Origin of the sequence: Marseilla massiliensis (genome assembly GCF_016899855.1) — a bacterium.
In the GTDB taxonomy this organism is placed as follows: Bacteria; Bacteroidota; Bacteroidia; order Bacteroidales; family Bacteroidaceae; genus Prevotella.
This window is the reverse complement of record NZ_JACJJG010000011.1, coordinates 1-23,410: the sequence shown is the minus strand read 5'-3', so window position 1 is coordinate 23,410 and position 23,410 is coordinate 1. Positions and strand designations below refer to the sequence as shown.

Below are 23,410 nucleotides of genomic sequence, written 5' to 3'. Positions count from 1 at the left end.
TTTATTCGTTATTCAATATTATCAAGGTAAAAAATCAACTTACTATTCCATACAAATGCTTAAATGCCTGTGGCAGATAATTTATCAAATCGCTTGCCACGACGCTCTCGACACCTAAAGACTGCGCGGCAATGTCACCGGACAAGCCATGCAGGTACATACCAAGCAAGCATGCATCAGCCTGCTTGTATCCCCGTGCCAACAAACCGGTTATTATTCCGGTAAGCACGTCTCCACTACCGGCCGTGGCCATGCCAGCATTTCCTGTTGGATTAAAAACAATATTACCGTCAGGCATGCATAATGCAGAATAATGTCCCTTAAGAATAATAAAAGCATGCAGGCGTTCGGCCATATCCATCGCACTTGCAAGACGCTCATAACTGTCACTGAAATGATTGCCGGCCAGACGTTCATATTCCTTAGGATGAGGAGTCATAATTATGCCATGCGGCAACTGTTGCAGCCACGCACGATGTGAGGATAGCATGTTAAGGCCGTCTGCGTCGATAACGATTGGAGCCTGAGTTCTCCTGATTTGCGTTATCAAGGCGATGGCTGAACTTTCCTGTTGACCAAGTCCGGGACCAATGCCTATGGCATCGAAATCTGTCGCATCAACAGCTTCCGAAAAATAAGTTTCCTCCTTATCAATGCACATCACGGCTTCAGGTACAGAAACCTGCATTATATCATTATTACGACGTGGAGTACAGACTGTAACTTTCCCCACACCACTCCTAAGACAGGCTTTTGTAGCCAATATTGCGGCACCTGCCATACCATAACTTCCGGCAATGATAAGCGCATGTCCCATATCTCCCTTATGTGAATAATCTCCACGATGGAGGATACGCGGATATAACTCACTCTCTTCCAATACACTATAATGCGTGCTAAGACTCTTCATTCCATCCTTACTCAAACCAATGTCAAGAACATTCAGTTCTCCTATAAATTTCTGGTTTTCAGGGAAAAAGAATGAAAGTTTTTTGTTCTGCAACGTAAAAGTTACGTTTGCCTTAATGATATTAGCCCTGACATTATATGTATTGTCTTCGGTCATAAGCCCCGAAGGTACATCTATGCTTACTACGGTAGCCGAAGATTGGTTGATGTATTTAACGAGCGACGCAAATCCTCCAGCAAGCGGTTTATTCAATCCCGAACCGAACAAGCCGTCAACAACAAGCATTCCACTTTCAAGCTTCGGCGGATCAAACTCGTTAATGACTTCCGTAAACTCCTTGACAGCCTTGCACTCCGTAAGCCTTTGCCTATTTGTAGTGCAATCATCGGAAAGCTTACCGCTAATGTTAAACAAGTAAACAGAAACTGAATACTTCCGTTCTGCGAGCATGCGGGCAACAGCCAATGCATCGCCACCATTATTGCCTGGACCGGCAAAAACTACGACCTTCGTGCAGTTGCCCCAACGATCGGTAATGGCACGAGTCAACGCACGCGCCGCGCGTTCCATCAGGTCTATGGATTTTATCGGCTCATGCTCTATTGTGTATTTGTCAAGCTCACGAATTTGAGCGCCTGTAAAAATCTTCATCAGTGCAAAAATACAAAATTAATACAAACCACTTGTCAAGTTTGGCATATTTTTAGTAATTTTGTGCCAAAATATCAAAAAAGCATTATGTCTACAATAAAAATCCACGACAAGACATTCAGGATTTCATACACAGAGAAAGAGATACTGGAGCATGTCAAGGCTGTTGCCGACCGCCTTAACAAGGATATGGCAGGCAAGAAACCGCTATTTCTTGCCGTACTTAACGGTTCTTTCATATTCGCGGCCGACCTACTCCGGATGATAGACATTCCTTGCGAAATATCGTTTGTTAAATTAGCGTCATATCAAGGAACGATGTCTACCGGAAAAATAAAAGAGGTTATCGGTATTAACGAAGACCTGACCGGACGTACGATAGTGATAGTCGAAGACATTGTCGAGTCTGGCCTTACAATGAAACGCATGCTCGAATCGCTCGGCACACGTAATCCAGCCTCTATCCACATCTGCACGCTTCTACTCAAACCGGAAAAGCTGAAGGTTGACCTCAACATTGAGTATGCAGCCATGGAAATTCCGAATGACTTTATTGTAGGCTATGGCCTGGATTACGACCAGGAAGGACGCAATCTGAGAGACATTTATACACTGGTGGAAGAATAACTACATTTTATATTAACTCTAAAAATGAAGAATATTGTTATTTTCGGCGCGCCTGGTTCAGGGAAAGGCACGCAAAGTGATTTGATGATTAAGAAGTACGGCTTTGGCCATATATCAACGGGTGATGTTCTGCGTAATGAGATAAAGAACGGGACAGAGCTCGGCAAGACGGCCAAGCAATACATAGACAACGGCCAACTCATACCAGACAACTTGATGGTCAACATCCTGGCAAGCGTATACGACGGTTTCGGCAAAGAGCATGAAGGCGTAATCTTCGACGGCTTCCCCCGCACTATTCCGCAGGCTGAGGCATTGAAGAAAATGCTTGACAAACGCGGCCATAAGATTGCAGCAATGATTGAGCTGGACGTTCCGGAAGAAGAACTTATGACCCGCCTCATCAAACGAGGACAAGAAAGCGGACGCTCGGACGACAACGAGGAGACAATAAAAAAGCGTCTTGACGTTTACCACAGCCAGACTGCGCCACTGATTGAATGGTACAAGAAAGAGAATATACACCACCACATCAATGGTCTCGGCGAACTTGACCGTATTTTCGCCGATATTTGCAATGTTATAGACAACATCTAAATTAATTAAGAATTAAGAGTTAAGAATTAAGAAATATGCAATGGCCATATTAATGTTATAACTCTTAATTCTTAACTCTTAATTCTTAACTCTTAATTCTTAACTCTTAATTCTTAACTCTTAATTCTTAACTCTTAATTCTTAAACTTCCTATGCCCGAATCGAATTTTGTTGACTACGTTAAGATTTACTGTCGCTCCGGTAAGGGAGGCAGAGGTTCAATGCATCTGCGACATGCCAAATATCAACCTAACGGCGGTCCTGACGGCGGCGACGGAGGTAAAGGCGGCAGCATTTACCTGCGCGGCAACCACAACTACTGGACATTACTACACCTGAAATACCAGCGCCACGTATTCGCCGAGCATGGAGGAAACGGGGGAAGGGACAAATGTCACGGTACAGACGGCAAGGACGTATACATTGACGTACCGTGCGGCACGGTAGTGTATAACGCGGAGACGGGCAAGTATGTCTGTGACGTAACACACGACGGGCAGACCGTACTGCTTCTGAAAGGCGGACGAGGCGGACTTGGTAATTTCCAGTTCCGCAGCGCCACGAACCAGGCTCCACGCTATGCACAGCCCGGTGAGCCAATGGAGGAGATGACGATAATCCTTGAGCTGAAACTGCTTGCCGACGTAGGACTCGTTGGTTTCCCCAACGCAGGCAAGAGTACGTTGTTGTCAACACTGTCGAGCGCACGGCCGAAGATAGCGAATTACCCGTTTACGACGCTTGAGCCGTCGCTCGGAATCGTCAGTTACCACGACCGCCAGTCGTTTGTTATGGCCGACATTCCGGGTATTATCGAAGGAGCAAGCGAAGGCAAGGGGCTCGGGCTGCGTTTCCTGCGCCATATCGAGCGTAACTCGTTGCTGTTGTTCATGGTTCCGGGTGATACCGACGACATAAAGAAAGAATACGAAGTACTGCTTAACGAACTGGCAAACTTTAATCCTGACATGCTTGACAAGCACCGTGTGCTGGCCGTAACGAAGTGTGACTTGCTGGATGACGAGCTTATCGAGATGATTAAGGAGACCGTACCCGAGGGTATTCCGGTTGTATTCATCTCGGCAGTAACCGGACGCGGGCTTGACGAACTTAAGGATGTGCTGTGGAAAGAACTGAACAGCGAAAGCAACAAGCTGAAGGATATAACGTCGGAAGATACTCTTGTCCACCGTGACAAAGACCTCGGCACACTACCCGAGGAACTCAGGGTGGAAGGAGAAGACGAAATAGAGTTTATAGACGAAGACGACATCGAGGACCTTGACGATGTTGAATATTACGACGTCGACGAAAAATAAGACTTAAAAACACATGAAAAATGAATAATCCGGCATATCGTTACAACATAACATGACCGATTATTCATTTTTCATCATTTATCTTTAATTCTTGATTGTTCATTTAAACAAATGACAACTCCTATCCTAACATATTATAATATATCTCCCGGCGTGACGGCATTCAGCACTACACGCCACGGAGGAGTAAGCCAAGGACTTTACGGAGAGTTCAATATCAACAGGTATTGCGGCGACAACGACGAGTGCATAGAGAAAAACACCGAGGCGTTATGCCGTAAGCTGGGTATTGTGACAGACCATCTTATCATGCCACACCAGACCCACGGCACGGAGATAAGGCAGATTGCGACCGACTTTCTCACGCTTCCGCCAACAGTGAAAACCCTGTTGCTTGAAGGTGTTGACGCCTTGATAACCGACGTCAAGAATGTATGCATCGGAGTTTCCACGGCCGATTGCATTCCGATACTTATCTATGACGAATGCCATAACGCCGTTGCCGCCGTTCATGCGGGATGGCGAGGCACGGTGGGAAGAGTGGCCATGAAGGCCGTTGACGCCATGCGACTGAGTTATGGCTCACACCCCGAATCGCTGAAAGCCGTAATCGGGCCTGGCATTTCGCTCGACGCGTTCGAGGTGGGCGACGAAGTGTATGAAGAGTTCGCCGCCGCAGGATTCAACATGAGCGGCATAAGCATTCGCAAGGACAAATGGCATATCGACCTGAAGGAATGCAACCGCAGTCAACTCGTATCGCTCGGAATACCCGAAAGCAGCATTGACGTATCGCCCGTATGCACGTTCGGCAACACAGGCGATTACTTCTCGGCGCGCCGCCTGGGCACAATGTCTGGCAGGATATTCACCGGTATAATGACCGTTTGACAACATTCAACAATACGACTATAACACTAAAACAATTGATTATGAAAAAACACATCATCTTAGTAATGCTTGCATTGATTACATGCGCAGGCGCCAATGCCCAAAAGTATCTCGGAGGCGACATCTCACTGTTGCCGACATACAGGGAAAAAGGCACCACATACAAGACTGCTGACGGCAAAGAAACATGTCCGTACAAGCTATTCACCGAAGCGGGATGGAACGCCATGCGCGTGCGCCTGTTCGTTGAGCCCGACAATGCGCCGCTGGGCAACAAGGACGAGGGCGTATGCCAAGACCTGCCTTACGTAATAAAGCTATGCAAACAGATAAAGGCTCACGGCTTTAAGCTAATGCTTGACTTCCACTACTCTGACACTTGGGCTGACCCCGGCAAGCAGTTTACTCCGAAAGCATGGGACGAAGCCATTGCAGGAAAGAGCAAGGACGAACAGGTGAAGATACTTGCCGACTCGGTTTACGCACATACCCTCAACGCGCTGAACGCCCTGAAGCAGGCCGGAGCGGAGCCTGACTTCATCCAGGTGGGCAACGAAATAACCTTCGGCATGCTTTGGCCGACGGGTAGGGTTGAGCCAACCAAGGCCGACAACTGGCCAGCGCTGTTGACATTCCTCAACGCCGGGGTGAAAGCCTGCCGCCAGGCATGTCCCAAGGCACAGATAATAATACATACGGAGCACGCCCAAGACTGGAACGCGACTGAGGGATACTACGCAAAACTGCGCGACGGCAAACTCGATTACGACATCATCGGACTGAGCTACTACCCCATGTGGCACGGCACGATAAAACATCTTGACGTCGTGCTTGACAGTCTCAAGACGACATTCAACAAGCCCGTGATGATTGTCGAAACAGCATTTTATTACTCTCACGAGAACGACATTTGGGAGAAAGACCCCAACCATTATTCCGACCTATACCCAATCAGCGCCGAGGGTCAGCGCCGTTTCACAGAAGAACTTGTCACAATGCTCAACAAGCACGATGACGTGACCGGTCTGTTCTGGTGGTTCCCTGAAGAAAACGAGTCCGGCTCTACCGTCGTAAAAAGCTGGCTTAACCGCGGCCTGTTCGACAACCACACAGGAAAGACACTTCCGGCAATGGACGAATTTTCTAAATTCATAAATCAATAGGATAAATAACATACAACAGAAGAATGAAGAGTGGACAATCAGGCTTGCGCTGTTGCGCATAAAGCGGTTGTTCATTCTTCATTTTCTTTTATCCCTTTTTCTTACGGCAAAACTCCATCCTACCGAAAAAAGCTTACAGTTGAAAACATCGTTATTTACCTGATGTTCAACCATACATTTCGCCCCGCACTACAACCGTTACGATTAGAAAGTAAAGAAGCGAATAAAATACAGAATCGACGGTTATCACACGAAAAGCGTTACACAGTCAAAGCGTTTCCAAAAGACGGCTTTTTGGCTTGTAAAAGGCCGTCTTTTGCAAACTAAAAGGTGGTCTTTTGCAATGCGATTGACGGCCTTTCGGAAAGTCATCAATTTCAAAGTAGATAAATACCGCATAACACACAGGCGCCTCGGAAACGAAAATAAAAGCTCGTTTCACTCTCTTTTATTTTGCGGTTCGCTCGGCTTGCACTATCTTTGGATAAAATAGGCGGCGCCTCGGAAACGAAAATAAAAGTTCGTTTCACTCTCTTTTATTTTGCGTTTCGCTCGGCTTGCACTATCTTTGCACCATCAAACACAAACATTATGACGTTATATCCTAAATTGATAATGGACGCCCTGGCTACCGTTACGTACCCGGGCACGAAAAAAAATCTGGTAGAAAGCGAAATGGTTGCCGACAACCTGCGCATTGACGGTATGAAAGTGTCGTTCTCACTAATATTCCCGCGAGATACCGACCCGTTCCTCAAGTCTACCGTAAAGGCTGCCGAAGCCGCCATCCATTACCACGTAAGCAAGGACGTGGAGGTGGAAATAAGCGTTGAAACAAAGTCTAAGCCTCGCCCCGAGGCCGGCAAAATGCTGCCCGAAGTGAAGAACATCATCGCCGTAAGCTCAGGCAAGGGCGGTGTGGGAAAGAGCACAGTGGCCGCCAACCTGGCAATAGCGTTGGCACGGCTGGGCTACAAAGTCGGTCTGCTCGACACCGACATATTCGGCCCTTCAATGCCTAAGATGTTCGACGTAGAGGACGCTCGCCCCTACGCCGTGCACAAAGACGGGCGCGACCTGATTGAACCGGTTGAGAAATACGGCGTCAAGCTGCTCAGCATCGGCTTCTTCGTCAATCCCGACACGGCCACGCTGTGGCGCGGCGGCATGGCATCGAACGCCCTGAAACAACTAATCGGCGACGCCGACTGGGGCGACCTTGACTACTTTATACTTGACACGCCGCCGGGAACAAGCGACATCCACCTTACATTATTGCAGACCCTGGCCATCACCGGAGCCGTGATCGTAAGCACACCGCAGAAAGTCGCGCTGGCCGACGCACGCAAGGGTATCGACATGTACCGCAACGACAAGGTTAACGTACCTATCCTCGGCCTCGTCGAGAACATGGCATGGTTCACTCCGGCGGAGCTTCCTGAAAACAAATACTATATCTTCGGCAAGGAAGGCTGTAAGGAACTTGCAAAGGAAATGGGCGTACCTCTGTTGGCGCAGATACCAATGGTACAGAGCATTTGCGAAAGCGGAGACGACGGCAAGCCCGCCGCGCTCAACTCGGACACCGCTACCGGACTGGCATTCATCAACCTGGCACAGGCCGTAGTGACCGTTACCAACCGGCGCAACAAGGAACAAGGCCCGACAAAAATCGTGGAAATCAAAAATAATTAAGAATTAAGAGTTAAGAATTAAGAAAATATGCAATGCTGATTTGACAAGGCTATTTTTCTTAATTCTTAACTCTTAATTCTTAAGTTTCTTCGCCCTTAACTCTTAATTATTTCTTGTCCATCTTTCGCCATACCACTACTATGTAGGCAAGGACGAAAGGAATAATCAGCGAAACGACAGACATGACGCCCAGGGTGAACTCACTGCTGCAGCTGTTTGTTATCGTCAGGCTGCTCTGCAGGTCGGCCGTCGACGGATAATAAGCCGTATTGTTCCATCCGGCGCACAGCAACAGACTCAGCACTACAAGCACCGCGCCTATGCCGGCAGGCCATATTCCGCGAATATACGCTGCGTTGAAAATAGTCTTCACGCAGCCGTACAGGAATAACGTGACGCCTGCAAGCAACACAACGGCTAACGGCCACATGGCCACGAAGTTGTTGAAGTACTTGTAAGGCTCAAGGTATATCTCGCCGGTTGCAGGGTCTGCGGCGTATCCGTCCTGCAAAAGTATGTGCACAAGAGCAACGAGGAAGAACACGAGGAACGGCACGAAGTTACCCACCAGGCGCACCGTACACCGTGAACGGATGTTCTCGTTGTCGACATTGTTGATTATATAAAGAATGCCGAGTATGCGGGCAAGGAAGAACACGGCAAGGCCGAATATGAGATTCCAACCGTTCAGCAGCGCGTCAAGGCCGTGGCTGGCGTTGGCCCAGCCGCTGATTATCGGGCTTGCGCCGGGCTCCAGGATGTTAGACTTGTCCACAATGAAGTTTGCCCCGCTGAAGAACGTGGCCACGGCTACGCCGAGCAGCAGCGGGCCAAGTATTCCGTTGATAACGAGAAACCAGTGGAACGTGCGCGCCCCGAGCAGGTTGCCCAGCTTATTCTGGAACTCATAACTTACGGCCTGGAGCACGAACGTAAACAGTATGATCATCCACAACCAGTAAGCACCGCCGAAACTGGTGCTGTAAAACAGCGGGAACGAAGCGAAGAAAGCGCCGCCGAACGTGACGAGCGTCGTGAAGGTAAGCTCCCACTTCTTACCGGTGGAATTGATTATAAGGCCGCGCTCGTCATTGTTTCCGCTCAGTGAGAACAGTAAGGAGTTAGCTCCCTGGACGAACATCATGAACACCAGCAACGCGCCTAACAGCGAAACAAGGAACCACCAGTATTGTTGCAAAAATTCGTAAGACATATCTTTCTTTTTTATTATAGTTAAAGGTGACGTGGAAACGTAATCCGGTAAAGGCGCATGGTTCACTGCCGCTATTGTCTTTGGCGTGGTCAGCCCTTACGGTTTTCGCTCCTTTTTACTTTTTCATTTCTCTGTAGAATATTCAGGCCCGTGCTTTATAGCCTTGCACATGATGTTGATTTCAACGGCAAGCAGTACGGTAAAGAGTACGAGGAATATGAAGAACGTCAACATAACCGAGCCAGCCCCGACGTCAGACACGGCCGCCCATGTAGGCAACATGTCCTGGATAGTCCATGGCTGGCGGCCGAACTCAGCCACGAGCCATCCCGCCTCGCTCGCTATATAGCCCAGCGGCAGCAACGCCATGCCCGCTACGTGGAACCAGCGCATGCGTGTTATGTCTTTCTTATATGACAGGAACAGGGCCACGGCAAAGAAAAGGAGGAACAGCATGCCGAGTCCTACCATCACACGGAACGCCCAGAAGCACAGCGGAATGTACGGCACGGTCTGCTCGGCATTGTCTATGTAACCATAGCCAAAGTACTTCATGTTCTCGTCCAACACCTTGCGGTGCTGTGCTGCCACGGCTTCGTTACCCGCTTTCTTGGCCTCACGGTAATCGGCAAGCGAGGCAATAGCCTGCCGTCCGCGCTGCATCTTCTCGTCAAGCGACATCGCCGTGGAGCCGTCGGGCTGTGTATATCCGCCCTTGATGATGTCATTCACGCCCGGCACGTAACCGTTAAGGTCGCGCGTAGCGAGGAACGAGAGCATGTTGGGTATCGCAATACGCATTGCCGGCTCCTCTCCCGAGGCGTAATCAGGCTGTTCAAACGGGTTGACAAGCGCCACGAGGGTCAGCCCCTCGCCTTTGCCGCCATCATAAAGGGCTTCCATCGCGGCGAGTTTCATCGGCTGTGCCTTGGCCACCATGTAAGCTGAGCTGTCACCGGTGTGCACCGCCAGGAGCGACGCTACCAATCCGACGATTGACGCTATCTTGACGCTCTGCACGGCAAGCTTGCGGTCCAGCCCGGCCCTTGCGGCGTCGCCGTGCTTACGGAACATAAGATAACAGCTTACGGCTACGGTGAATATCGCGCCGATTACCCACGCAGAGATGACGGTATGGAAGAATTTGTCGACGGCGAATGGCGACAGCGCCACTTCAGCGAACGACGTCATCTCGTTACGCATGGTGTCGGGATTGAACGCCTGGCCAACCGGATACTGCATCCATGCGTTCGCAACGAGTATCCACCAGGCCGAAATCGTGGCGCCGAGACCTGTAAGCCATGTCGAGGCAAGGTGGAAACCGCGTGACACCTTGTTCCATCCGAAGAACATCACGCCTACGAACGTAGCCTCGAGGAAGAACGCCACTATGCCCTCCACGGCCAGCGGTGCACCGAAAATGTCGCCCACAAGCCATGAATAGTTGCTCCAGTTCGTTCCGAACTCGAACTCGAGAATGATACCCGTGGCCACGCCCATGGCGAAGTTGATACCAAACAGCTTTTGCCAAAAGCGCGCGGCGTCTTTCCAGAAGGTCTTGCCCGTGCGGTAATAGCATGTCTCCATAATGCCCATGATGAGCGCAAGGCCCAGCGTGAGCGGCACGAATAGCCAATGGTAAATGGCGGTAAGGGCGAACTGCGCCCTCGACCAGTCTACCGTACCGGCACTCATGCTCAACAGTAAATCGTACATATTCTTTGTTGTTTTAAGGTTATGCGGTTATGTTAAAAGTGGAGCGAGCCCTGCGGAGCGGACCACGCGGCGGCAACAATGTCAGTGCGTATCGCCGCTTATGTCGCCGAGGCGCTGCATAATGTAGTCGGGCTCGTTGCCCTCTCCTGCCCTCTCCTGCAATATGTCGGGCATGAAAAACAGCTTTAACACAAGGAAGATAACAACAAGCTTGACTATGACAACGAGCCACAGGGTCTTACCTGTCCTCATATTCGAGAATCCCTCGTAATAGAAATTGATTATTCGCTTTATCATATCATGTCCCATTTATCTGCCGGCGGCAAAAAAACGTAACTATTCAGCCACGTTTTGCTTACAGTACAGTCAGCCGGCGGCTATTCCGCGCACGGGTTATCAGCGTACGGCCTCCATTCACTTACAATATGAAAGGCCGTCTTTTACCCTTCAATATGCGGCATCTTGCAGGCCGAAACACGGCCTTTCGCATTGCCGTCAGGCACATATCGTAACACTACCGGCGACGAAACGCACCGACACGGCAAACGTATCCGCACACAAAACGCGCACTAAAGCCGCCATACTCGGTTACAAATATAAGAAAACCTTTTTAATATTGTTCAAAAATTCGGTAAAATTGCTAATTTTACCAGTTAATGTATTTATACTTGGCAAAAGTTTGTGACATTTGAGATAAATAGGTTAATTTTGCATATCGCATAAATTTTGTAATCAAAACATTTAAAAGTCATCTCATAACAACAACCGGAAAATATATGAACAAGAAATTCATCATCCCCTCGGTAATCGTCGGTCTGCTGCTAATCGGCGGCATTGTATATCTTGCGATAAGCCTTAACAACCAGAAACAGGCCAACAAAGACATGCAGGAACTGGCCGAGCTCGACAAGAAGGAAATGGAGAACGAGTACCAGATGTTCGCCGACCAGTACAGCGAACTGAAGACCCAGATAAACAACGACTCGATTATCGAACAGCTTACACAGGAACAGCTCAAGACCGAAAAACTGCTCGAGGAACTGAAAAACGTCAAGGCTTCCGACGCACGTGAGATAGCCCGACTGAAAAAAGAACTCGCAACATGCCGCGCCGTCATACGCAGCTATGTGCTCGAAATAGACTCGCTCAACCGCCTCAACCAGAACCTCACGGCGGAAAACACCCGAGTAAAAGGACAGTACGCCGAGGCCACGAGGCAAATACAAGGACTTAACGCCGACAAGCAGACCCTGTCGGAGAAAGTGGCCATCGCCGCCCAGCTTGACGCAACGGGCATAAGCATGACCCTGAAGAACAAACGCGGCAAGGCGACCAAGAAGCTAAAAAGGTGTAAGACAATACAGGTAAGTTTCAACATAGCCAAAAACGTTACAGCCGCCAACGGCACAAAGACGATTTATGTGCGCATTACCACACCTACGGGCAAGGCACTGTCGGCCGGAGGAACATTCCCATACGAGAACCGAAACCTGCAATACTCGATGAAGAAAGCCATAGAGTACACCGGCAACGAGACCCCCGTGACAACTTACTGGAACGTGAACGAATTTCTTGGCGAAGGCACTTACAACGTAAGCATATTCGCCGACGGCAACATGATAGGCTCAAGAAACTTCACGTTCGACTGATTAATACCGAACAAGCGGCAAGAAGGCAAAGGAGTAAGCACGATATGTCGTGACGGGCGCACAGGCTGCCCGCCAGCGCACAAGCCACACGGACAGCGCGCCATATATGCTTGCTCCTTTACCGTTTGAGCATTGCGGTCATAAAAAATACAAGAAAATGAAGCATGTCCCGTTACTGATTATGTTGGCCTGCGCCATATCACGCGCCGACGCACAGCAGGTACTGTCGCTTGACAGTTGCCGCGCCATGGCGTTGCGCAACAACAAGCAGCTGGCCATAGCGGCACTGAAGCAGGACGTGGCGCGCGACGCACGAAAGGCGGCACGCACGAAATACCTGCCGCACGTAGACGTACTCGGAGGATACGAGTTTACAAGCCGTGAGGTATCCATACTAAACGACAGGCAGAAAGGAGCGCTCGGAAGCCTCGGCACCAACGCTGCCGGACAATTGGGCAGCACCATGTCTGACGTCATATCCGAAATGGCAGGACAAGGAATCATAACCTCGCAGACGGCCGAGGCACTCGGCAACATAGCCCAAGGGATAATGCCCGGAATAGAAGAGGCCGGCAACAATATGGGCAAAACCATACGCGACGCATTCAAGACCGACACGCGCAACTTCTTCGCGGCCTCAATCATGCTGACACAACCTATATATATGGGCGGAAGCATTATTGCGGCAAACAAGATTGCGGACATAAGCGAGGAACTCGCCGCCAACAGTTTGCACAGCAGAAAGCAAGACATAATCTACGATGTGGACAACGCCTATTGGACCGTAGTATCGCTGAAGCATAAGCAAAAACTCGCCACAAGCTACTATAACCTCGTGAAAAAGCTAAGCGGCGATGTGGGCAAGATGATAAAAGAAGGCGTAGCCACAAGGGCGGACGGACTAAGGGTAGACGTAAAGGTCAACGAGGCGGAGATGCAACTGACCCAGGTCGACAACGGACTGTCACTGGCCAAAATGCTGCTCTGCCAGCTATGCGGACTACAGATAAGCGACAAAGTGGCCCTTGAGGATGAAAACAAAGACATGGTATCGGCTGCGGCAGACATACCGGTTGCATCTGTCGACGACGCCATGGAGAACCGCACGGAACTGAAAATGCTGCAAAACGCCGTCGATATAAGCAAACAATCAACCAAGCTGGTACGCGCCGCTTACCTGCCGCAGGTAGCTCTCACAGGCGGATATCTCATAACCAATCCCTCGCTCTACAACGGTTTTGAGCGAAAGTTCTCAGGAGTATGGAACATAGGCGTAATGGTAAGGATACCCGTATGGAACTGGTTTGAGGGCACATACAAGATACGCGCAGGCAAGACAGCAACAAGCATAGCTATGCTTGAACTGGACGAAGCCCGCGAGAAAATAGAGTTACAGGTAAACCAAAGCTCTTTCAAGGTAGCAGAAGCCAACAAGAAGCTTGCCATGGCATGCAAGAACGTAGAGCGCGCGGAGGAGAATCTAAGGTGCGCCAACCTTGGATTCAAGGAAGGAGTAATGGACGTTACGGACGTTATGGCCGCGCAGACAGCATGGTTACAGGCATGCTCACAAAAAATCGACGCCGACATTGACGTAAAACTTACACAGACAAACCTGAAAAAAGTACTCGGCGAGGAACTATATCAGTAAAAAATAAAAACAGGAAAAGGCAAGAATAATACGCGTCGGCAGCCAAATACCGGCATATAAACCGGAAATAAAGCCCGTGCACACAGTAAAACAATCTTACAAAGAAAAAGACATGACAGAAAAATCACAACATAAGAATATAATAATCGCCACGGCATGCTTTGCGGCCGCCGTCATAATAGTGGGAGCAATAGGCTTCCTCGCCTTCGGCCGAACGCCGGACGTCATCCAGGGAGAGATCGAAGTGTCTGAATATAGAGTGTCCAGCAAGGTGCCTGGACGCATACTCGAATTATGCGTCCAGGAGGGCGATTACGTCAAGGTGGGCGATACGCTTGCCATACTCGATGCTCCAGACATAGAGGCTAAGCGTACTCAGGCAGAAGGAGCGGAAAGCGCCGCTGCAGCATTGAGCGCGATGGCTGACAACGGAGCAAGGCGGGAGCAGGTACGCGGGGCGTTCGAGGTATGGCAGCAAGCCAAGGCAGGACTGGATATCGCGGAGAAATCCTACGGCCGTGTACAACGCTTGTTTGACGAAGGCGTAATGAGCGAGCAAAAGCGCGACGAGGCATACGCCAACTACAAAGCAATGGAGGCACAGGCAAAAGCCGCCAAAAGCCAGTATGACATGGCTGTGGCAGGTGCCAGGAAAGAGGAGCGTGAAGCTGCCGCCGCCCAAGTAATAAGGGCTAAGGGAGCAGTGCAGGAAGTCAATTCGTACATCAACGAAACTGTACAAACGGCCCAGATGGAAGGCGAGGTAAGCGACGTTTACCCTAAAATGGGAGAACTGGTTGGGGCCGGTTCGCCAATAATGAGCATATCCATAATGAACGATGTATGGGGAACATTCAATGTACGTGAAGACCAGTTGAAGGGACTAAAGATTGGAGACACGTTCACGGCTTACTGCCCGGCGTTCAACAAGGACATAAGGATGAAGGTTTACTATATCAAGGACGAAGGAAGCTACGCCGTGTGGAAGGCAACCAAGACTAACGGCCAGTATGACCTTAAGACATTTGAAGTAAAGGCACGCCCGATTGACAAGTTTGAAGGCCTGCGCCCGGGCATGTCGCTTATAATAAAGGAATGATATGTTTGCCCGTTTGCAGCAAGTAGTCTGGCGTGAATTCGGCATAATGCGCAAGAACAGGATGTATCTGTTCTGCATGGTGGTGCTTCCCGTCATTGTCGTGATATTCTTCACCTCGCTGATGTCGGGCGGTCAACCTACCGACATGCCGGTGGGAGTAGTCGACCTTGACAACACCCCTACTACACGCACGCTGGTACGAAAGCTCGATGCGTTCCAGGCTACCAAGGTTGTAAAACATTACGCAAGCGTGGCCGACGCGCGCCGCGATATACAGCGGAACAAGATTTACGCATTCATATACATTCCCGAAGGAACAACGGACAAGCTGCTCTCTATGAGACAGCCGAAGATTTCTTTCTATTACAGCTCGACATCATATACGGCAGGAGCGCTGCTATACCGCGACCTGAAGACAATATCAACGCTCGGCTCGGCGGGCGTAGGGGCGACGCTGCTCAGCGCCAAGGGGCTGTCGGAAGAACAGGTAATGAGCTTCCTGCAACCTGTAATCGTTGACCTGCACACGGTAAACAATCCCTTGGTGAACTACAGCGTTTACCTTAACACCATGCTTATCCCGGGATGTATTATGCTGTTCATTTTCATCGTTACGGCCTACTCTATCGGCACAGAACTGAAATTCAACTCCGCGAAAGAATGGCTTGACACCTCAGGAGGCAATATATTTGTAGCCCTAATGGGCAAAATGCTTCCGCAGACCATTATCTTCCTAATAATAATGTACGCTTACATGTTCTACGTTTTCGGCGTACTCCACTTTCCACACCCCGGCGGCCCCGGCTATATTCTTTTGCTCGGCGTGCTCTCGGTGCTCTCGTCACAGGGATTCGGGATTTTCGTCTTCGGCGTTGTTCCGTCATTACGCATGTCGATGAGTATATGCTGCTTATGGGCGGTTCTCAGCTATTCATTGTCGGGCACGGCATTCCCGTTATCGGCTATGGACTCCGAGATAAAAGCCATTGCCCTGCTTTTCCCTTTGAGGCATTATTACATGATATACCAACTTAACATCTTCAACGGCTATTCCCTTGAGTTCTCATGGCCGTACATGGTCGCGCTTATGGCTTTCGCGGCATTGCCTCTGCTCGTAACGGGACGTATCAAGAAGGCGTTGCAGACATACCAATATATCCCATAAGCCGCAAGCGGGGATAATACGGGAAAGGTTTATGCAGGAATATCAGGAACACTTGAATTGCAGATTATGAATCGTGGATTAAGTAAAGCATTTGTAGATGAACTGAAAACCATCTGGAAAGACGAGGGGGTTATTATCTTCTTCATCCTCGTGCCCATGCTTTATCCTTTGCTTTATTCATGGATTTACACCAACGAAGTAGTGCGTGAGGTGCCGGTGGCCGTTGTCGACCTGTCGCACAGCGACATGAGCCGCGACTTCATACGTAAGTTCGACGCCTCACCAGACACGAGGATAGCATGCTACTGCAACAGCCTTGACGAGGCAAAAGACGCCATCGGGCGACAGGATGCATTCGGCGTGATATACTTCCCCACCGACTTCCAAACCAACATAATGCGGATGGAGCAGAGCCGCGTCAGCGTTTTCTGCGACATGAGCTTCATGTTATACTACAAAGCGATATTCCAGACGGCAACGGCCGTTGCGGGAGACATAAACTCGAAAATACAGATTGAGCGGGCGGGCAACTGGACCAATCGTGAAGACGAAATCACTACAAAGCCTCTCGACTATGAAGAGGTGCAGTCGTTCAACACCACCGGAGGCTACGGTAACTTCATCATACCGGGCGTGTTAATGCTCATCATCCAGCAGACACTGCTCCTCGGCATTGGCCTCATCGGCGGAACAAGGAGAGAACGCATGTCAAGAATGCCCGGCATAAATGCGCTGCATACCACTACGGCACGTCCAGAGGGAAATGCCGCAACGGCCGGCACGGACAACAATACCTCACTGCAGCCTGCCGCCTCGACAATAACCGACATCATAGGACGGGCATTGTGCTATTTCATGATATACACCATAATGGGCGCGTATATCATTCTCGCCGTACCGCAGATGTTCGGCTTCACCTCGCTACTGAAGCCCGTCACAACATTATGCTTCATGCTGCCGTACCTCTTGGCGTGCATATTCTTCTCGATGACCGTCGCATGCTTTATACGCTACCGCGAGAACGTCATCCTTCTTGTAGTATTCACGTCAGTACCGCTACTGTTCATCTCCGGTGTGTCATGGCCCCAGAGCGCCATACCCGACTTCTGGCAGTGGTTCTCCTACCTGTTCCCGTCTACGTTCGGCATACGCGGTTTCGTAAGGATGAACACCATGGGAGCGCTGTTGGCCGACATCAAGCCCGAATACATCACGCTATGGATACAGGCAGTGGTATATTTTACCACTACATGCATACTGTACAGACGCCGCGCCAAGGCATGACATAACACGATAAGATAAAAAACATTATGAAATTAGGAATTATCAGATGCATGCAGACCGAGGACTACTGCCCCGGCGCAGGCTGTTTCAAGGCCATAAGGGAACATGGAGGCAGCTTTGAAAACATTGACGAAGGCATTGAAATAGTAGGCTTTACCAACTGCGGCGGCTGCCCGGGCAAGAAAGCCGTACTACGCGCAAAAATGCTTGCCGCACGAGGTGCCGACACGATAGCCTTCGCGTCATGCATACGCAAGGGAACTCCTATAGGTTATCCTTGCCCGTTTGGAGCAAAAATGAAAGCCCTGGTCGAAACACACGTACCGGGCATACGGCTGCTTGACTTCACCCATTACGCCCCGGGCGACAAACCTGACGGTAAATAGCCTTGTCTTTAGTAGTTAAAGGAGTTAAAGTAGTTACCGTTCGCTTTGCTCTTTAAGGATTTAAAGACAAATGCATTGTCTGCTTATGCACGATTAACGACAGTATGACTGCTTGCGGATGTTTATAAAAGTAAAACGCAAATGATGTTCTATAAATTAATAAGGGCGTCGAAGAGGCCGGGATTGACTTTTATATGTCATCCAACTGATTGGCGGATTAACCCGTTTTGCGTTGCAAAAGGCCACGTTCAGCGATGCAAAAGGCCGTATTTCGCAATACAAAAGAGGGCATTTAGTGTATAAGCCGAAGGCATAGGCCAATTTAACAGGCAAGGCACAACTTATTAATAAAATGAATGTCCACAAAGATTATATTTATTAGTAGTTAAAGGAGTTAAAGACAAATGCATTGTATGGGTTTGCCTGATTAACGGTAATTGGGGTATTTGCGGACACTCATTTAATTAATTTTGCGTTTTAATCTTTCATCTTTCAGCTCTTAAAGGATAACATATTGACAATCAACATTTTACATAACAAATGACATTCCCGTCTCTGTCAGCCATCTGTCAGCCATCTTTCACTGCATGTCATCCAACATCTTTTGAAGCGGACGGTGAAAGATGGCTGACAGATGGCTGACAGAGACGGGTGATGTATCCGTTGTATAACATACTCATTATCAGCATGATACACAAAAAGGATGAAAGATGAAAGATAAAATACGAAATTATTTACGCATTTCCACCCCGCTACGCCCCTGCCTACGGTAACTGCGGTAATCGTCAACGGGTATCTCCCTTCCTGACTCCTCCAACGGCCCCCCGTGGGGAAGGCGGAACTTCATGTAACGTATGTCCTTGCCGCGCTCTATCCACTGGCTCTCGTAATATGTACGGATGGAAAGTATGCGGCGCGTGTCGTCGTCGATGTCAATAGCATGGTAGAGGTCTTCAGTGCGGAAGAGCAACGGCAAGTGGTTATGCTCCACCATGTATGTCGTGTAAGTAAAGAGAAAATTGCTGTCTGTCTTGACGTGTATAATGCCGCCGTCAACCAGGAAACGACGGTAACGCTCCATGAAGGCCGTACCGGTAAGGCGCTTGCGCACGTTCTTCATCTGCGGGTCGCTGAACGTGAGCCATATCTCCTGCACTTCTCCCTCACCGAAAAAGCGGTCGATAATCTCGATGTTGGTGCGAAGAAACGCGACATTCTTCAGTCCTTCGGCAAGTGCCTGCGTGGCTCCTGTCCACATGCGGGCACCCTTGATGTCCACGCCTATGAAATTGACGTCGGGAAACATGCGCGCGAGCCCCACGGCGTATTCGCCCTTGCCGCACCCTAACTCAAGCACAATCGGATTGTCATTATGGAAATACATCTCGCGCCAACGGCCCTTCATCTCGAACGGCACCTGTTCTACAACGGAGAACGGATATTGAAAAACGTTCTCATAACGCTCCATGTCGGCAAACTTGGCTAACTTTCCCTTGGACATTTTAAATTAAGAGTTTAGAATTAAAAGCAAAAATTTAATTAAGAATTAAGAGTTAAGAATTAAGAAAATATGCATTGCCATTATCCAACAAAGCTATTTTTCTTAATTCTTAACTCTTAATTCTTAATTATTCAATGACCACCTTTGTCCATCCGTGTACATCCGGCTCAATACCGTACTGGATGTTGCGCAGCTTGTTATACAGCTTCGTACTGATAGGACCGGGCTTGCCGTCCTCGCTGAACACGTAACTCTTGTGGCCTTCGAGGTCGTCTATCTTTGAAATCGGGCTTATCACGGCTGCCGTTCCACATGCTCCGGCCTCCTCGAAAGTAGCGAGTTCCTCTTCCGGAATCTGGCGGCGCTCAACGGTCATGCCCATATCCTCAGCCAGCTGCATAAGGCTCTTGTTTGTAATGCTCGGCAGAATGCTGGTTGACTTAGGCGTAACGTAAGTGTTGTTCTTTATGCCGAAGAAGTTGGCAGCGCCACACTCGTCCATGTATTTCTTCTCCTTCGCGTCGAGATAGAACTCGCATGCGTATCCCAAATCATGCGCCATCTTGTTGGCACGAAGGGATGCAGCGTAGTTACCGCCTACCTTATAAATACCCGTGCCGAGCGGAGCCGAACGGTCGTACTCACGGATGATGACATACGGATTGGTAGCAAAGCCGCCCTTGAAGTACGGACCTACCGGAGTGACGAATATCATGAACAGGTATTCAGAAGCTGGATGCACTCCAACCTGTGCCGACATTCCTACGAGCAGCGGGCGAATGTACAGCGTGGCGCCGCTCTCGTATGTCGGTATATAGTCCTGGTTGAGGCGCACCACCTTGGTAACCATCTCCTCGAAAAGCTCCGTAGACACTTCCGGCATAAGTATGCCGCGGCAAGTACTCTGCAGACGCGCCGCGTTCTCGTCCATACGGAACACACGCACCTTGCCGTCGGGACAACGGTAAGCCTTAAGGCCCTCGAACGCTTCCTGACCGTAATGCAGGCATGTCGCGGCCATGTGCATCTTGATATACTCGTCTGAGCACACCTCTATTTCTCCCCACTTGCCGTCGCGGTAATAGCAACGGACGTTGTAGTCTGTCGGAACATAGCCGAATGGCAGTTTTGCCCAATCCAGATTTTTCATAAGCTAATATTTTAATTTAAGATTGCTGTATTACAACATAACAAGGCACAACCGCCTACACACGGACCGGTCGTCTTGCCCATGCAAAAGTAATAATAATATCATTAACAAACAATTTTTAGCCGATTATTTTACCCTCTGCCGTATGCTCACCTGGCGTCACTGGTTGGCGTCAAGTATTTTTCTGATGTCCTCGTCGGTCTTGGTCAGCTTGTCCTTGCAGAGCTTAACCAGTTTCTGGGCGGTCTTTAGCTGCTGGCCCAGAGTGTCTATGTCAAGCTCGTCGTTCTCCATCTTAGCGACAATGTCCTCAAGTTGCTTGAGAGCTTCTTCATATTTCAGTTCTTTCATTGTTTTTTGAGGTTTTGGGGTTATGAGGTTATAGGGTTTTGGGGTTGGACTTATCTGCATTATCCGGATAATTTATACTAATTATCCTTATTTCTTACCACCGACCTTACATTGCCTTCCGCAAGGCGTGTCTCTATCACGTCGCCGTCGGAAAGCTGGCCTGGCGAATACACGGCACGGCCGTTATGCAGAGTAATAGAATATCCACGGCGCAACAGGATAGCGGGGTCAACCGCTGAAATGCGCTGCCCAAGCAGCTCAAGGCGATGATTCTCGGCAGAGAGTCTTTGTCTTACGGCAGGAGCCAAAGCCACGGAAAGACGGTCAAGACGTAGTCTTTCTTCCGCAACGATTCGTCCCGCAGCCGCGCCTACCCTGGCAAAAAACGAGTCGATACGCGCCTGCTGGCGTGTCTTGACAAGTGAGAACAACACAGGAATACGGCCCGACACACGTTCAAGCCGTACACGTTCGTAGTCCATACGGCGACTGACTGAAACGGAAATGCGCTCCTGCGCCTGGACAATGCGGTCGTAAGTATGTTTCAGATTTTCGATCAGCAGCGCTGCGGCAGCCGTAGGAGTCTTGACCCGCTTGTTGGCAACCATGTCGAGCACGGACTCGTCACGCTCATGGCCTATTCCTGTAATAACCGGCAATGGAAAGTTGGCAACGTTCTCGGCAAGGGCAAGCGAGTCGAATGCGGACAAGTCGCTGACGGCACCTCCGCCACGGATTATCACTACACAATCAAAATCATCGGCTTCACTGTTGATTGCGTCAAGAGCCGATATTATGCTGCCTTCCGTTCGCTCGCCCTGCATGACGGCAGGGAACAACCTTACACTGAACGCGAATCCGTAGGCGTTAGTGTCCAACTGGTTGCAGAAGTCACCGTAACCCGCCGCCGATTCGCTTGAGACAACAGCGATACGCGAGGCAAACAAAGATAAACACAGCTCCTTGTTAAGGTCGAACACACCTTCTTCCTTCAATATACGGATTATCTCCTGACGTCGGCGCGCCATATCGCCGAGGGTGTATGCAGGGTCAATATCCGTCACAATCCACGAAAAGCCGAAATTCTCATGAAACTGCGCATGCACCTGCAACAGCACCTTCAGCCCTGCACGGAAATGCTCGCCCGTAACCTGTTCGAAGCCCGGGCGCACAGAAGCCCACGTCGACCGCCAGCAACGGGCCGAGGCGCGCGCCACGGTAGAGTTGCCCGTCAGGTCTTTCTGGACCAGCTCCATGTAGCAATGTCCGCTACGCTCACGGACTTCGGACAATTCTGCCTCGACCCAATATGAACCAGGCATGCCCAATTCCACGACGTCACGTACCATCGAATTTAGCTCGTATAATGTCAATGCTGCCATAATCCTTAGAATTAAGAGTTAAGAATTAAGGGTTAAGAATTAAGAAAACATGTCTGACGTGATAATCCACAAGAGTATTTTTCTTAATTCTTAACCCTTAATTCTTAATTTTTCATTCCCCTTTCGTATGCCCGCCAGAAATCGGGCACTCCGTAACCGTAAATATTGTCCGGCGCGGCAGTGTTGTCACAACTGTCGAGCACAAGACGGATAATGTCCTTGGCCGTCTTGCCAGGCAGAGCCTGCCACAGACATGCCACCATGCCCGCTACGAGAGGTGTCGAGAATGACGTGCCGACATCCTTTATTATAGTGCCCCGGCCGGTTATTACCGACGTAGGACTGCCCAAAGCCATTACGTCGGGCTTTACCCTGCCGTCGGCCGTCGGGCCTACACTGCTGAAAGCGGCATTGCGGCGTTCGGGAGTCACTGCGCCAACGGTTATTATATCCGTGGCGTCAGCCGGCACGTTGATTTTCTTCCAGGCAGCCATGCCGTCGTTGCCGGCGCTGTTAACAAGCACAATTCCCTTGCCGGCCAGCATTGAGGCCGTACGCGATATTAGCGCAGTATGGCCGTCGAGCTGGCGGTAATCATAGTTGTCGTCTGGATTGTCGAAAGCATGGAATCCGAGCGAACTGCTTATTATGTCCACCCCTACGCTGTCGGCAAACTCCGCGGCGGCGGCCCAAAAATCCTCCTCGGCAAGGCTTTCGGTAAGATTATCCTCGCATCTTAGCAGCCAGAACGTAGCTTCCGGCGACGTGCCGACGAAGGTATAAGGCACGTCGACGGCCATAGTCGAGAGCACCTTTGTGCCATGGTCCATCTCCTTGAACACCGTGCTCGATGCCGGAACGACAAAATCACGCCACCCCGCGACATCGGCATTCTTAAGACTGGGTATGAGGTCGGCGTTCATGAAGCCGCCGTCGAGCACGGCTACGGTCATGCCTCGTCCACGGAATCCATGGTCATGCATCTTCACCCCGCCTATCATCTCGACCTG

Annotated in this window: 21 protein-coding genes; 12 read left to right on the top strand and 9 right to left on the bottom strand. The window is 49.9% G+C overall.

The window, feature by feature from the left end; all coding sequences use genetic code 11:
- Positions 1 to 34: 34 nt before the first annotated feature.
- A complete protein-coding gene (locus H6A34_RS04005) occupies positions 35 to 1,561 on the bottom strand; it encodes an NAD(P)H-hydrate dehydratase (RefSeq protein ID WP_205103612.1) in 1,527 nt (508 codons plus the stop codon).
- 87 nt (positions 1,562 to 1,648) lie between these two features.
- Between H6A34_RS04005 and hpt the strand changes: the two genes are divergently transcribed.
- The 6 genes from hpt (at position 1,649) to H6A34_RS03975 (ending at position 7,853) form a co-directional block, all read left to right on the top strand.
- Positions 1,649 to 2,188, top strand: coding sequence for a hypoxanthine phosphoribosyltransferase (gene hpt / locus H6A34_RS04000; RefSeq protein ID WP_021948495.1), 540 nt, complete (start codon positions 1,649 to 1,651; stop codon positions 2,186 to 2,188).
- Between the two features lie 24 nt (positions 2,189 to 2,212).
- Positions 2,213 to 2,785, top strand: a complete 573-nt coding sequence (locus tag H6A34_RS03995; protein ID WP_205103610.1) for an adenylate kinase — start codon at positions 2,213 to 2,215, stop codon at positions 2,783 to 2,785.
- A 152-nt stretch (positions 2,786 to 2,937) separates the two neighbouring features.
- Positions 2,938 to 4,104: a GTPase ObgE gene (gene obgE, locus H6A34_RS03990; RefSeq protein WP_021948497.1), complete on the top strand. Its 1,167-nt coding sequence runs from the start codon at positions 2,938 to 2,940 to the stop codon at positions 4,102 to 4,104.
- 111 nt (positions 4,105 to 4,215) lie between these two features.
- The gene (gene pgeF / locus H6A34_RS03985) at positions 4,216 to 4,995 is read left to right on the top strand and encodes a peptidoglycan editing factor PgeF (protein WP_205103608.1); all 780 of its coding nucleotides are present in this window, start codon (positions 4,216 to 4,218) and stop codon (positions 4,993 to 4,995) included.
- 41 nt (positions 4,996 to 5,036) lie between these two features.
- Positions 5,037 to 6,158, top strand: coding sequence for a glycoside hydrolase family 53 protein (locus tag H6A34_RS03980; RefSeq protein WP_205103606.1), 1,122 nt, complete (start codon positions 5,037 to 5,039; stop codon positions 6,156 to 6,158).
- A gap of 591 nt (positions 6,159 to 6,749) precedes the next feature.
- Positions 6,750 to 7,853 (top strand): Mrp/NBP35 family ATP-binding protein, encoded by a 1,104-nt coding sequence (locus H6A34_RS03975; protein ID WP_205103604.1) that lies wholly within the window; start codon positions 6,750 to 6,752, stop codon positions 7,851 to 7,853.
- Between the two features lie 106 nt (positions 7,854 to 7,959).
- On the opposite strand, the gene H6A34_RS03970 is transcribed toward H6A34_RS03975, so the two are convergent.
- The 3 genes from H6A34_RS03970 to H6A34_RS03960 form a co-directional block, all read right to left on the bottom strand.
- On the bottom strand, positions 7,960 to 9,066 hold the full coding sequence (locus tag H6A34_RS03970) for a cytochrome d ubiquinol oxidase subunit II (RefSeq protein WP_205103602.1): 1,107 nt from the start codon (positions 9,064 to 9,066) through the stop codon (positions 7,960 to 7,962).
- 123 nt (positions 9,067 to 9,189) lie between these two features.
- Positions 9,190 to 10,782, bottom strand: coding sequence for a cytochrome ubiquinol oxidase subunit I (locus tag H6A34_RS03965; protein ID WP_205103601.1), 1,593 nt, complete (start codon positions 10,780 to 10,782; stop codon positions 9,190 to 9,192).
- Positions 10,783 to 10,863: 81 nt separating this feature from the next.
- Positions 10,864 to 11,079 carry a DUF4492 domain-containing protein gene (locus H6A34_RS03960; protein ID WP_239480747.1) on the bottom strand — a complete coding sequence of 72 codons (216 nt, stop codon included), beginning with the start codon at positions 11,077 to 11,079 and terminating at the stop codon, positions 10,864 to 10,866.
- A 479-nt stretch (positions 11,080 to 11,558) separates the two neighbouring features.
- Here H6A34_RS03960 and H6A34_RS03955 point away from each other — a divergent pair, with 479 nt between their 5' ends.
- The 6 genes from H6A34_RS03955 to H6A34_RS03930 all read left to right on the top strand — a co-directional run bounded on the left by H6A34_RS03955 (position 11,559) and on the right by H6A34_RS03930 (position 18,016).
- The gene (locus H6A34_RS03955; RefSeq protein ID WP_021948178.1) at positions 11,559 to 12,431 is read left to right on the top strand and encodes a hypothetical protein; all 873 of its coding nucleotides are present in this window, start codon (positions 11,559 to 11,561) and stop codon (positions 12,429 to 12,431) included.
- A 157-nt stretch (positions 12,432 to 12,588) separates the two neighbouring features.
- Complete coding sequence (locus H6A34_RS03950; protein WP_205103599.1) at positions 12,589 to 14,082, top strand: TolC family protein; 1,494 nt, start codon at positions 12,589 to 12,591, stop codon at positions 14,080 to 14,082.
- A gap of 112 nt (positions 14,083 to 14,194) precedes the next feature.
- Complete coding sequence (locus H6A34_RS03945; RefSeq protein ID WP_205103598.1) at positions 14,195 to 15,181, top strand: HlyD family secretion protein; 987 nt, start codon at positions 14,195 to 14,197, stop codon at positions 15,179 to 15,181.
- A 1-nt stretch (position 15,182) separates the two neighbouring features.
- Entirely contained in the window at positions 15,183 to 16,346 is a 1,164-nt protein-coding gene (locus H6A34_RS03940) for an ABC transporter permease (RefSeq protein ID WP_205103597.1), read from the top strand.
- Positions 16,347 to 16,412: 66 nt separating this feature from the next.
- Complete coding sequence (locus H6A34_RS03935; RefSeq protein ID WP_205103596.1) at positions 16,413 to 17,630, top strand: ABC transporter permease; 1,218 nt, start codon at positions 16,413 to 16,415, stop codon at positions 17,628 to 17,630.
- A gap of 26 nt (positions 17,631 to 17,656) precedes the next feature.
- Positions 17,657 to 18,016, top strand: coding sequence for a CGGC domain-containing protein (locus tag H6A34_RS03930; RefSeq protein WP_021948183.1), 360 nt, complete (start codon positions 17,657 to 17,659; stop codon positions 18,014 to 18,016).
- A 730-nt stretch (positions 18,017 to 18,746) separates the two neighbouring features.
- Here H6A34_RS03930 and trmB read toward each other — a convergent pair.
- From trmB to H6A34_RS03905, 5 genes are all read right to left on the bottom strand, one after another.
- Positions 18,747 to 19,517: a tRNA (guanosine(46)-N7)-methyltransferase TrmB gene (trmB, locus tag H6A34_RS03925; protein WP_205103594.1), complete on the bottom strand. Its 771-nt coding sequence runs from the start codon at positions 19,515 to 19,517 to the stop codon at positions 18,747 to 18,749.
- Between the two features lie 127 nt (positions 19,518 to 19,644).
- Positions 19,645 to 20,667 (bottom strand): branched-chain amino acid aminotransferase, encoded by a 1,023-nt coding sequence (locus tag H6A34_RS03920; protein WP_021948185.1) that lies wholly within the window; start codon positions 20,665 to 20,667, stop codon positions 19,645 to 19,647.
- A gap of 159 nt (positions 20,668 to 20,826) precedes the next feature.
- Positions 20,827 to 21,018 (bottom strand): exodeoxyribonuclease VII small subunit, encoded by a 192-nt coding sequence (gene xseB / locus H6A34_RS03915; RefSeq protein ID WP_205103593.1) that lies wholly within the window; start codon positions 21,016 to 21,018, stop codon positions 20,827 to 20,829.
- 77 nt (positions 21,019 to 21,095) lie between these two features.
- Positions 21,096 to 22,400: an exodeoxyribonuclease VII large subunit gene (gene xseA / locus H6A34_RS03910; RefSeq protein WP_205103591.1), complete on the bottom strand. Its 1,305-nt coding sequence runs from the start codon at positions 22,398 to 22,400 to the stop codon at positions 21,096 to 21,098.
- A 104-nt stretch (positions 22,401 to 22,504) separates the two neighbouring features.
- Positions 22,505 to 23,410: S8 family serine peptidase (locus tag H6A34_RS03905; protein ID WP_205103590.1), on the bottom strand; the 906-nt coding region annotated here is incomplete at its 5' end.